The sequence below is a fragment of the Methylomonas sp. MK1 genome (assembly GCF_000365425.1).
Lineage (GTDB): Bacteria > Pseudomonadota > Gammaproteobacteria > Methylococcales > Methylomonadaceae > Methylomonas.
The window spans coordinates 100962-112587 of sequence record NZ_AQOV01000002.1; the positions used below are offsets into that span (position 1 = coordinate 100962).

At 53.6% G+C, this 11626-nt stretch carries 9 protein-coding genes; all 9 read left to right on the forward strand.

Annotated features, from left to right (window positions below; translation table 11 throughout):
- Position 1: 1 nt before the first annotated feature.
- The 9 genes from coaD to G006_RS0117280 all read left to right on the forward strand — a co-directional run bounded on the left by coaD (position 2) and on the right by G006_RS0117280 (position 11612).
- The gene (gene coaD, locus G006_RS0117240; RefSeq protein WP_020484473.1) at positions 2 to 487 is read left to right on the forward strand and encodes a pantetheine-phosphate adenylyltransferase; all 486 of its coding nucleotides are present in this window, start codon (positions 2 to 4) and stop codon (positions 485 to 487) included.
- 2 nt (positions 488 to 489) lie between these two features.
- A complete protein-coding gene (locus G006_RS0117245; RefSeq protein ID WP_020484474.1) occupies positions 490 to 735 on the forward strand; it encodes a YfhL family 4Fe-4S dicluster ferredoxin in 246 nt (81 codons plus the stop codon).
- A gap of 86 nt (positions 736 to 821) precedes the next feature.
- The gene (locus G006_RS0117250) at positions 822 to 1871 is read left to right on the forward strand and encodes an NAD(P)-dependent alcohol dehydrogenase (protein ID WP_020484475.1); all 1050 of its coding nucleotides are present in this window, start codon (positions 822 to 824) and stop codon (positions 1869 to 1871) included.
- A gap of 196 nt (positions 1872 to 2067) precedes the next feature.
- Positions 2068 to 6030 (forward strand): CHASE domain-containing protein, encoded by a 3963-nt coding sequence (locus G006_RS27190; protein WP_020484476.1) that lies wholly within the window; start codon positions 2068 to 2070, stop codon positions 6028 to 6030.
- A gap of 134 nt (positions 6031 to 6164) precedes the next feature.
- Positions 6165 to 6791, forward strand: coding sequence for a glutathione S-transferase family protein (locus tag G006_RS0117260; RefSeq protein WP_020484477.1), 627 nt, complete (start codon positions 6165 to 6167; stop codon positions 6789 to 6791).
- A gap of 28 nt (positions 6792 to 6819) precedes the next feature.
- Entirely contained in the window at positions 6820 to 7668 is an 849-nt protein-coding gene (gene murI / locus G006_RS0117265) for a glutamate racemase (protein WP_020484478.1), read from the forward strand.
- Positions 7669 to 7730: 62 nt separating this feature from the next.
- A complete protein-coding gene (locus tag G006_RS0117270) occupies positions 7731 to 8207 on the forward strand; it encodes a cupin domain-containing protein (protein WP_026147130.1) in 477 nt (158 codons plus the stop codon).
- 15 nt (positions 8208 to 8222) lie between these two features.
- The gene (locus tag G006_RS0117275) at positions 8223 to 8504 is read left to right on the forward strand and encodes an antibiotic biosynthesis monooxygenase (protein WP_020484480.1); all 282 of its coding nucleotides are present in this window, start codon (positions 8223 to 8225) and stop codon (positions 8502 to 8504) included.
- Positions 8505 to 8846: 342 nt separating this feature from the next.
- Positions 8847 to 11612 (forward strand): type I restriction endonuclease subunit R, encoded by a 2766-nt coding sequence (locus tag G006_RS0117280; RefSeq protein WP_020484481.1) that lies wholly within the window; start codon positions 8847 to 8849, stop codon positions 11610 to 11612.
- The last annotated feature ends 14 nt before the right edge of the window (positions 11613 to 11626 follow it).

Here is an 11626-nt window from a genome sequence, read left to right on the forward strand (position 1 = left end):
GATGAACATTACCGCGATTTATCCCGGCACCTTCGATCCCATCACCAACGGTCACCTGGACTTGATCCACCGCGCCTCTCGGCTTTACCGGCATGTGATTGTTGCCGTTGCGGTCAGTCGTGGCAAAAAGCCGCTGTTTACCTTGGAAGAACGCGTCGCTTTGATTCAGGAAGTGGTCACCGAATTCAGCAACGTCAGCGTGATTGGTTTCGACATCTTGCTGGTCGAATGTGCCAAACAACATCAAGCCAGCGTGATTATCCGCGGCTTGCGCGCGGTGTCGGACTTTGAGTACGAGTTCCAATTGGCCGGTATGAATCGCCGCCTGTCGCCCGATATTGAAACGGTATTTCTAACCCCGGCCGAACAATACGAATTCATCTCGTCCAGCATGATCCGCGAAATCGCCCAACTGAACGGCGACGTGTCCAGCTTCGTGCCGGACGTCGTCAAACAACGCTTAACCGAAAAATTTTCCGAGGAGTAATTATGGCGCTCATTATTAGCGACGACTGTATCAATTGCGATGTCTGCGAACCGGAGTGCCCGAACGGCGCGATTTCGCAAGGCGAAGACATTTACGTGATCAACCCGTCCCTATGTACCGAATGCATAGGTCACCACGACAAACCGCAATGCATGGAAGTCTGTCCGGTGGACTGCATCGATAAGGATCCGGATGTGGTGGAGGATAAGGACAGCCTATATCAGAAGTATTTGAAGCTGACGAGTTAGCACTCGGAATTGGCTGTTGCCCCGTCTGGTCAAGTTAATTGGCTAGCGCAGGCAATAAGTGCACCCTCTAAACGCAGGAGATCGATATGCTTAAAACGGTTGGCTATGCTGCCTACAACCCGCAAACCCCACTACGCTCTTTTCATTTCGAGCGGCGGCAACCCGGCCCAGAGGATGTGCGTATCGAAATTCTCTATTGCGGGGTTTGCCATAGCGATTTGCATCAGGTGCGCAACGAATGGCGCGGCACCACGTTTCCGATAGTGCCGGGACACGAAATTGTCGGCAGAGTCGTGGAAGTCGGCTCTCAAGTGACCAATTTCAAGCTGGGTGATTTGGCTGGGGTGGGCTGCATGATCGACTCTTGCGGTGTCTGTCCTGATTGTCAGGATCATCAGGAGCAGTTTTGCGACCACACCATATTTACTTACAATAGCCCGGATAAACATACCGGCAAAATGACTTACGGCGGCTACTCCAATCAGATCGTGGTCGATCAGGGTTTTGTGTTGCATGTTTCCGATAAACTCGAGCTATCAGCGGTAGCCCCCTTGCTATGCGCCGGTATCACCACCTATTCGCCGTTGCGGCACTGGAAAATCGGCGAAGGCCACAAAGTAGGCATCGTTGGTTTGGGCGGATTAGGTCACATGGGGCTGAAATTCGCGCATGCTTTTGGCGCGGAAGTCGTGTTGTTTACTACTTCGCCAGGCAAGGAAGCCGATGCCAAACGCTTAGGGGCTAGCGAGGTGGTGATTTCCAAACATGCCGACGAAATGGAAAAGCATTTAAACAGCTTCGATTTCATTTTAAACACCGTCGCCGCCCAACACGATTTGGATCAATATCTGAGTTTGTTGAAGCGCGACGGCACGATGTGTCTGGTTGGCGTACCGTCCGAGCCGCATCCGTCGCCGAATGTCGGTAACCTGATATTCCGCCGCCGCGCACTGGCGGGTTCGCTGATCGGCGGCATCCGCGAAACCCAGGAAATGCTGGATTTCTGCGCCGAGCACGGCATCGTTTCCGACATTGAGCTGATTCCGATGGCCGGTATCAATGACGCCTATCAACGTATGTTGAAAAGCGACGTGAAATACCGCTTTGTGATCGATATGGCGACCTTACCAGGCTAAGCGCCTGTCCATAAAACTATCCCCGCTCCTTAAATATCGTCGCTCCCGCCGGCGGGAGCCCAGTTGCTAAACTGGATTGGCGATGAGGCTTTCTAATATCGGATGGTTCAGGTTTTGGCCTATCCGCATCTCTAGCAAAGCATTTGACCTATAATCACCTTCTCTCACTTTTCTTAGCTTGTTGGGCAGAGAAGGAATGCGTTTGAGCTTTTACCGATATATTTTTGTGACAGTAAGTATGGTCGTGGCGGGTTGGGCCGCGCTACGCCTGGCATTACCGCCGGGCTATGCCAGTCCGATCTGGCCGCCGGCCGGGATTGCATTGGCTGCGTTATTGCTTTGGGGTAAGAAAGTCTGGCCGGCAATATGGTGTGGATCGTTCCTGACAAATCTGTTCTATGGATACGATTTAAGCGGCTATTTGACCGCACAGACGGTTTTTGTGGCGTTGGGCATTGCTGTCGGTAGTACTTTGCAAGCATTGTTCGGTGCTTGGCTGTCGCAACGCTTTCTGGAGCAAGGCGCACCGCGTCTGGATAACGGCAAAAAAATTTTTCGGTATGTGTTATTAGCTGGCCCTTTGAGTTGCTTGATCGCCGCCTCCGTCGGGGTCAGCACCTTGCTTGGATTTGGTGTTTTAAGCCATGCCAACATTTTGGTTGCTTGGTGGAATTGGTGGATAGGCGATTGTTTGGGGTCCATCATTATATCCCCCTTGGTTTTTTGCTTGTTTGCAGAGCCAAGAGCACTCTGGCGGCCAAGGCTGATAGGCGTAGCTATGCCTCTGGTGGCCATGTTGGCCGGGCTGATCGTTACGTTCCTGCTGGTTTTGCGAGCGGAAGACAGTCGGCTGCAACTGCAGTTTGACAGCAATGCCACTGCGATCAATAAAGCCTTGGCGGAGAATTTTTCCGCAGTGCTAAACGCGTCTTTTTCACTCAATAGTTTTTTTCAAGCGGCGGGGCCGGTTGACCGGGATAAATTCGGCGTTTTTGCGAATGGCGTGCTGACACAGAATACGCACATTCAAGCGCTGAGCTGGGTACCGCAGATCACCAACGAACAGCGGGCGTCTTACGAACAGTCGTTCCGCGATGAAGGATATAAAGATTTTACGATCAAGGAGCTGGGTGCGGATCGCCAGTTTATCAAGGCTAATGAGCGTGGCGAGTATTTCCCGGTCACCTACATCGAGCCTTTATCAACCAATAAACCGGCGTTGGGTTTTGATTTGAATTCCGAGTCCAATCGCCGAGAAGCTCTGACGGCAGCCAGGGCCAGTCAAGCAGTCAGCGTCACCCGGCCAATTCAACTGGTGCAAGACGGGCAAGCCAACCAAGCCTTATTGTTGATGATGCCGGTATATCTTGCTAATGCCAAAAGCTCGGAGCCGGCGTTTAGCGGGTTTTTGTCCACAGTGGTGCGTATCGATTCCTTAGTGAACGCGGCCATGCAAGGCTTAAATCTTGACGATATGAACGTGGCGTTACTCTATTACGATACGGAAAACCACGCCATATCGTTACACGGGGTGCTGAAATCGTTGACGCCCGGCCTAAACGAGTCCAGGCATTCCATCCGTTTTGGCAATCGGTTGCTGGAAATTGTTGTCCAGCCGGAAGCCGTGTTCATTTCGACACATGCCTCTTGGCTACCGTGGATGGTGTTACTAGGCGGATTGCTGTTTACCATGCTGTTAAGCGTGTACTTGTTATCGGCCACCGGCAGGGCGGCGATGGTGGCGGCACTAGTCGATCAGCGTACCGCCGAGCTTGATGCGGCAAACTCAAGCTTAAAAAATGCGTATATCCGCTTGGCGGAGAAAGGCCAAAAGCTTCGAGATTTATACGAACTATCGCCCTTAGGCATAGCTTTGCTGGATGTACACGGCAAATTCGTTGAATTCAATCATGCTTTCCAACGCATGACGGGGTACACGGAAGAAGAACTTAAACGGCTCGATTACCTGAGCTTATCCGCCGATAAAGAGCAGAGTTTGGACGAGCAATTAAACTGGTTGGCAAAAACCGGGCAATATGGCTCCGACGAAGCTACGTTTATTCATAAAAGAGGGCGGCCGGTGTCATTGCAATTGAGCGGTACCAAGGTCGCCGGCAGCGAGGATCACGATTATATTTGGTTTATCGCTGAGGACGTTACGCAAGCCAAAGCCAATAAGGAAGTGCTGCGGCAAAGTGAGTTGAAATATCGGAAGCTGTTCAATAGTTCGCATGATGCGGTGATGATGGCCGACAACAGCGGATTTCTGGATTGTAATCAAGCCACCTTGGATTTATTTGGTTACGACGCCGTTTCCGAGTTCTGCCGCTTGCACCCAGGTAAGGTTTCCCCGCCAAACCAGGCAAACGGCAGGGATTCAGTAGAATTGGCGAACGAGTATTTGACTACGGCGATCAAAAACGGCCACTTGGAGTTCGAGTGGCTGCATCGGCGTGCCGACGGCAGTATTTTTCCGGCTTTGGTGACGCTGGCGCGCGTTAGCCTGGACGGCCACCTGGTGTTACAAAGCGTGGTTCGCGATCTTAGCGAACAGAAGCGGGTGGAACAGGCCTTGATTGAAGCCAAAGAAGCCGCCGAGAGCATGGCGGCCTTCAAATCGGAGTTTCTGGCGAACATGTCGCACGAAATCCGCACGCCGATGAACGCAGTGATCGGTTTGTCGCAGTTGGCTTTGAACAAGCCGGTATCCGATGAGGTAAGGGATTATCTGCAAAAGATTCACAGCAGTTCGGTCAGTTTACTCGGCATACTCAACGATATTCTCGACTTCTCCAAAATGGAGGCGGGTAAACTGGGTGTCGAGCAGGCCGAATTCAACCTGAATAATGTGTTGGATAATTTGCATAGTCTGTTTGCCTTGTACGCAGCGGAAAAGCGTCTGGACTTCAAGATAGAAGTCGCGCCGAACGTACCCTTAAGTTTGGTCGGTGATGCACTGCGTTTGCAACAGATTCTCTCCAACCTGCTGGGTAATGCGCTGAAGTTTACTGAGCAAGGCAGTGTCAGTTTGCGGGTGGCCTTGCTGGATTTAAACGAGGCTCAAGCCAGGCTACGATTTAGCGTTGTGGATACCGGTATCGGCATTCCCGAGGCGGATTTGCCCAAGTTGTTTCAATCCTTCAGCCAACTGGATGCGTCGATTACCCGTCGCTTCGGTGGTACCGGGCTGGGCTTGAGCATCAGCCAAAAGCTGCTGCAATTGATGGGCAGCGATTTTCATGTCGAAAGTACTCCGGGGCAGGGGTCGAATTTTAGTTTTGACTTAGTGCTTGGTGTTGCCGCGCAGCAAGCCGACTTGTCGGCGGTGCGGCCACATACCGAAACCCAGGCCGCTGGCTTAACGAAGGCGCTTGCCGAGCAAGGTAGCGCATTGCGGGGCATGCGTATCTTGGTGGCCGAAGACCATGCTATCAATCAGAAAATTTTGCAGGAATTTTTGGCCTTATGCGGGGTTAGTGTCGATCTTGCCGGCAATGGTCGCGACGCCTTGGCCTTGCTGGCAGAGCACGCTTATGATGCGGTGTTGATGGATATTCATATGCCGGTGATGAGCGGTCTGGCCGCCACCGAAGAAATCCGCCGTAACCCGGATTATAAAGCGCTGCCGATTATCGCGCTGAGCGCCGGCGTGACCGAGGAGGAGCGGGACAAATGCCTGGCCAGCGGTATGAACGAATTTGTGGTCAAGCCGATTCAACCGATTCAGTTGGTTGAGGTGTTGTGCCGGCAGATAGGTCGAGGCCCGGCCGGCGATTCGGCAAACGGGGCCGTTAAAAATGAGCGTGACGTTTCAGCGTTTAGCTTACGAGATTTGCCCGGTTTTGACTTCAGCAACCCCCTGGATCTGTTGGATGGCGACGAAGGTTTTTTGAGCGAGTTGCTGGGTAGTTTCAGAGATAGCACCGCAAGCACGTTGATAGAGCTGGGTGATTTGCTGGATAAGCGGGATTTTCAAATGGCGCGAGATATGCTGCACGGTTTGAAAGGCGTCGCCGCTAACTTGGGGGCAAGGCGTGTGGAACAGGCCGCGACTAAATTTTGTATTTCGCTCGAGCAGGACAGTTTAAATCAGGCCGACTACGCCGAGTTCAAACGGGTAATGACCGAAGCAATGACTGCACTGGAGCCGCTGGGATAGTCGCTCAATATTTTTCCTGAAGGGTCAAAATCTACGCTGGCCCCAAAAGATCGTCTGAGTCCGGTCAAGTTTATCGGTGTAAAATCCGCCGCCATATTGGCTTTAGTTCAACATCCCCCCAAGGAGAACGCACAATGAATGATCTGGTGTTTTATACCAATCCGCAGTCGCGTGGCCGTATCGCCCACTGGATGCTGGAAGAACTGGGCGAGCCTTACGAAACAGTCTGGCTGGAGTTCGGCGCCGCGATGAAAAACGCCGACTATCTGGCTGTTAACCCGCTGGGTAAAGTGCCAGCGCTGAAACACGGCGCTGCGCTCGTCACGGAAACCGCCGCCATTTGCGCGTATTTGGCTGATCGTTTTCCGGAGAAAAATCTGCTGCCGGCCATCAACCATCCCGCGCGCGCCGATTATTTTCGGTGGCTGTTTTTCGCGGCCGGTCCGCTGGAGCAGGCTCTTACCGCCAGAGCGCTGGGTTGGCAAGTGCCTGAGGGTAAGAATGGCTTTGTCGGCTTTGGCAGTTACGAGGCAGCAATCGATGCTGTCGAAAAGGCGCTGTTGCCCGGACCGTATATTTGCGGCGAGCAATTTACTGCGGCGGATGTGTATGTCGGCTCGCAGCTGGGTTGGGGCATGATGTTTGGCACCATCGACAAGCGCCCGTTGTTCGAAGATTATGTGGCGCGGATCTATGCGCGTCCGGCGGCCTTGCAAGCCATCCGCCTTAACGAAGCGTATTTGCAACAGCGCCAAGCCTGATTAACTTAATAAAAGTCAGCATCCATCGATGACAGCGTTGCACACTGATGCCCCTATTGGCGTATTCGATTCCGGTGTCGGCGGCCTATCCGTGCTGCGGGCAATCCGCGCGGAACTGCCCAGGGAAGACTTGCTCTACGTGGCGGACTCCGGCTATGCGCCCTACGGCGACCGGGATGCGGATTTTATTGCGGATAGAGCGACAACGATTACCGAACTGCTGCTCGATGCCGGCGTGAAGGCTATTGTGGTGGCGTGCAACACCGCCACGGTGGTCGCAATCGAAAAGCTACGTGCTTGGTGTCCGGTGCCGGTGGTGGCGATGGAGCCCGCCATCAAACCGGCCGCGCAAACCACACAATCCGGGGTGGTCGGTGTGCTGGCCACCAGTCGCACACTAGCCAGCCCTAGCGTAGCCCGGCTGTGTGCGGCCTACGGTAAAGACATCGAAATATTGTTACAGCCTTGCCCCGGTCTGGTCGAACAAGTTGAAAAGGCACAATTACACAGTGAGGCCACGCGGGAGCTTTTGGTCGGTTACCTGTCGCCGCTGTTGCGGGCTGGCGCGGATACCATCGTGCTGGGTTGCACGCATTACCCGTTTCTGGTAACGCTGATTAGTGAAATCGTTGGGCCGGATGTGGCGATAATAGACCCGGCCACCGCCGTGGCAAAAGAGCTGGCGCGGCGTCTGCAAAGCAAGCTTATGCCTGTTTCCGGTGAGAGATTGGCGGAAGTCAGCTTTTATTCAAGCACCGCCGCCGAAGAGGCAAGCCTGATCATATCGGCGTTATGGGGTAGCCGTGTGCTTGTTCAGGAGGCCAGTCAGCTCGGCCATCGCGGTCAGAGTCCTGGGCTAATATCCACCGGATTTTAAAATGCCGGGCTTGACGGTTGGCACGTTAGACTCGGAGCTCGAATTTCTAGTTGCGGGACACCATGAACGATAAACATACTCCAATCTCTCTGTCGGCCTCAGACGTGACGCCACGGACCACATCACTCTATCCGGAACCGTTTGCCTCGCGCATGGCGGGGCGAGAAAAGCGCCGCCTCGGCGAGGTATTTGGCCTGGCAAATTTTGGTGTCAATCTAACCACGCTGGCGCCCGGTGCCAGTTCGGCTTTACGCCATGCGCATTCGCTGCAAGACGAGTTTATTTACATACTGCAAGGTCACCCGACACTGGTCACAGATGAAGGCGAAACCCTGCTTGCGCCGGGTATGTGTGCCGGATTTAAAGCCGGCACCGGTAACGCCCATCAGTTGCTGAACCGTTCGAACGTAGACGTGCAGTACCTGGAAATCGGCGACAGGACCGCTGGGGATGCGGTCATTTACCCGGACGATGACTTGCAAGCGCTGCTGGTTGACGGCAATTGGCGATTCACCCACAAAGACGGCGAGCCATACTAAAAAGCGGGAGTCTGCATGCCACACGTATTAATCATCCATGAGGTTGCCGCCTATCCGGCCTGGAAGCAGATTTTCGATCAGGCCGCAGAGATCAGAAAACGTGCCGGAGAAATCAGCTACCAACTGCTGCGCTATGATGACGATGTTAATAACATCGTCCACTTTTCTGCTTGGGACTCGCTGGACAATGCCCGGCGTTTTTTCGAGTCTGCGGAGTTGGTGGAAATCAGAAAACAGGCCGGCGTAAAAGCGCCGGAATTTATCTATTTGCAAGAGATCGAACGAGGTGTGCTGTAGTCGCGGCATTGCTCAGCGCGGTCGGCGCAACGGTTGCTGGTCCTTATTGTTTCCGCTAGTGAGCAACTTCAGCCAAACCAAAAAATGTCCGTCATGCCCGTTGGCTGGCGTAATTCCATACTCTTGCCTCTGTTATTAGTTATATTTTTAGCGGGTGACGGCCAAACGTTCATACTCAGGAAGACGCTACCAAAACGTGCACCTAACTCATTCGCAAGCATCCATGCAAGGTCCAAAACATATTTTCTAAGTTGTCGATTGTCTGATTATACTTGGCGCTATTAAAAATAATCGGTTGCGACGCCCGGCTTGTTTGCCTGGCGAAAAAAACAAAGGACTGCCATGACCCTCAACCAAAATCCCGAACAACTCGCCCGCGACCACATAGACAAGCTGTTGTTGCAATCGGGTTGGGTCATCCAGAACAAAAACCAGATTAACTTTCACATCGGCGAAGGTCAGGCCGTCCGCGAATACCAAACCGACACCGGCCCCGCCGATTACATCCTGTTTGTCGGTGGCAAACCGGTTGGCGTGATTGAAGCCAAAGCCGAACAGCACGGCCACAAACTCACCAGCGTAGAAGAACAGACTGCCGAATACGCCGCCGCCAAACTGAAATGGGTCAATAACAGCGAGCCGTTGCCGTTTCTCTATGAAAGCACCGGCGTCATAACCCGCTTTACCGATGCGCGTGACCCCAAGCCGCGCTCGCGCGAAGTATTCAGTTTTCACCGTCCGGACACCTTGCAAGACTGGCTGGAACAAGGCAGCTCATTGCGCAGCCGCTTGCAAAGCTTTCCCACGCTCGACCCCACCGGCTTGCGCGCTTGCCAGGAAATCGCCATCAACAACCTGGAAGACTCGTTCAAGCACAATCGCCCGCGCGCCCTGATCCAAATGGCCACCGGCTCCGGTAAGACCTACACGGCAATTACCGCCATGTATCGCTTGCTGAAATTTACCGATGCCAAACGTATCCTGTTTTTGGTCGATACCCGCAACCTGGGCGAACAGGCAGAGCAGGAAATGATGGGTTACTCGCCCAGCGACGATAACCGCAAATTCACCGAAATTTACAGTGTGCAGCGTCTGCAATCCTCGCATGTGCCCAGTAACAGCCACGTCTGCATCAGCACCATTCAGCGCCTGTATTCCATTCTCAAGGACGAAGAACTGGACAGTAGCCTGGAAGACCTCAACCCCGCCGAGCAACTGACCAAGCCCAAGCAACCCATGCCGGTGGTCTACAGCGCCAAAGTGCCGCTGGAGTTTTTCGACTTTATCTTTATCGACGAATGCCACCGCTCGATTTACAACCTGTGGCAACAGGTGCTGGATTATTTCGACGCCTTTCTGATCGGCCTCACCGCTACCCCGGATAACCGCACTTACGGCTTTTTCAAGAAAAACGTGGTCAGCGAATACACCCACGAAAAAGCCGTGGCCGATGGCGTTAACGTCGGTAACGAAACCTATGTGATCGAAACTCAAATCACTCAAACCGGCGGCAACATTCCCGCCAAACTGCAAATTCAAAAACGCGAAAAACTCACCCGCAAAAAGCGCTGGGAGCAGCAAGACCAGGATGAAATCTATACCAGCAAAGAGCTGGATAACAGCGTAGTCAACCCTGACCAAATCCGCACCGTGATTCGTGCCTATCAGCAGAACTGGCCCAGCATGTTTCCCGGTCGGCAGGAAGTGCCCAAAACCCTGATTTTCGCCAAAACCGACAGCCACGCCGACGACATCATTCAAACCGTGCGTGAAGAGTTTGCCGAAGGCAACGCCTTTTGCAAGAAAGTCACCTACAAAGCTGAAGATGACCCTAAATCCACGCTGTCCGATTTCCGCAACGCTTATTACCCGCGCATCGCTGTCACGGTGGATATGATTGCTACCGGCACCGACGTTAAACCGCTGGAATGCCTGCTGTTCATGCGCGACGTGCGCAGCCGCAACTACTTCGAGCAAATGAAAGGCCGTGGCACCCGCACCCTGGACTTGGACGGCCTGAAAAAAGTCACCCCGTCCGCCGTCAGCGCCAAAACCCATTACGTGATTGTCGATGCCGTCGGCGTTACCAGCTCGCTAAAAACCGCCAGCCAACCCTTGATCACCAAACCGACCGTGCCGCTAAAAGATTTAGCCATGGGCGTGATGATGGGCGCCAATGATACCGACACCATCAGCTCTTTGGCCGCGCGGCTGGCGCGCTTAAATCAGCAACTCAATCCGGCGGAACAGCAAAAAATCCAAAAACTCGCCAATGGCGTTTCCTTAACGCAGCTCATCAACAGCCTGTTCAACGCCATCGACGCCGATACCGTCAGCCAAACCGCCTGCCAACTGGCCGGACTACCTGCCGACGCCGAACCCAGCGAACAACACTACCAGCAAGCCCAGGCGCAACTGGTCAAAGACGCTGCCAAAGCCTTGAACGGCGAGTTGATTAACCTGCTGGATAGCATCCGCCGCGACAAGGAACAAACCATCGACCACCTTAACCTGGATGAACTCAAATTTGCCGGCTGGTCCGCCGATGCCCAAGCCAATGCCCAACATCTGGCACAGGAATTCGCCGACACGCTGGCCAGCTACAAAGACCAGATCGAAGCGCTGAGTATATTCTTCGACCAGCCGCAGCGCCGCCGCGACATCACATACGCCATGTTGCAACAGGTGCTGGAAATCCTGAAAACCGATAAACCCAAACTGGCCCCGCTGCACGTCTGGCAAGCCTACAGCCAATTGGACAACTATCAGGGCAAACAACCCATAAGCGAACTAACCGCCCTTATAGGCTTGATTCGCCGCGTCTGCGGCATTGACAGCCAACTTGCCGATTACGACAGCAGCGTGCGCCGCAACTTCCAAACCTGGATCATGCGCCACCATGCCGGCAACCCGGACAAATTCACTGAAGAGCAAATGGCCTGGCTGCAAATGATCCGCGACCACATCGCCAACTCCTACCACATCGAACGCGACGACCTGGAACTGGCACCGTTCGACGGCCAAGGCGGCTTAGGCAAGATGTATCAGTTGTTTGGGACGGAGATGGATACGGTGTTGGATGAATTGAATGAGGCGCTGGCTGCTTAGCCGAATTGCAACAA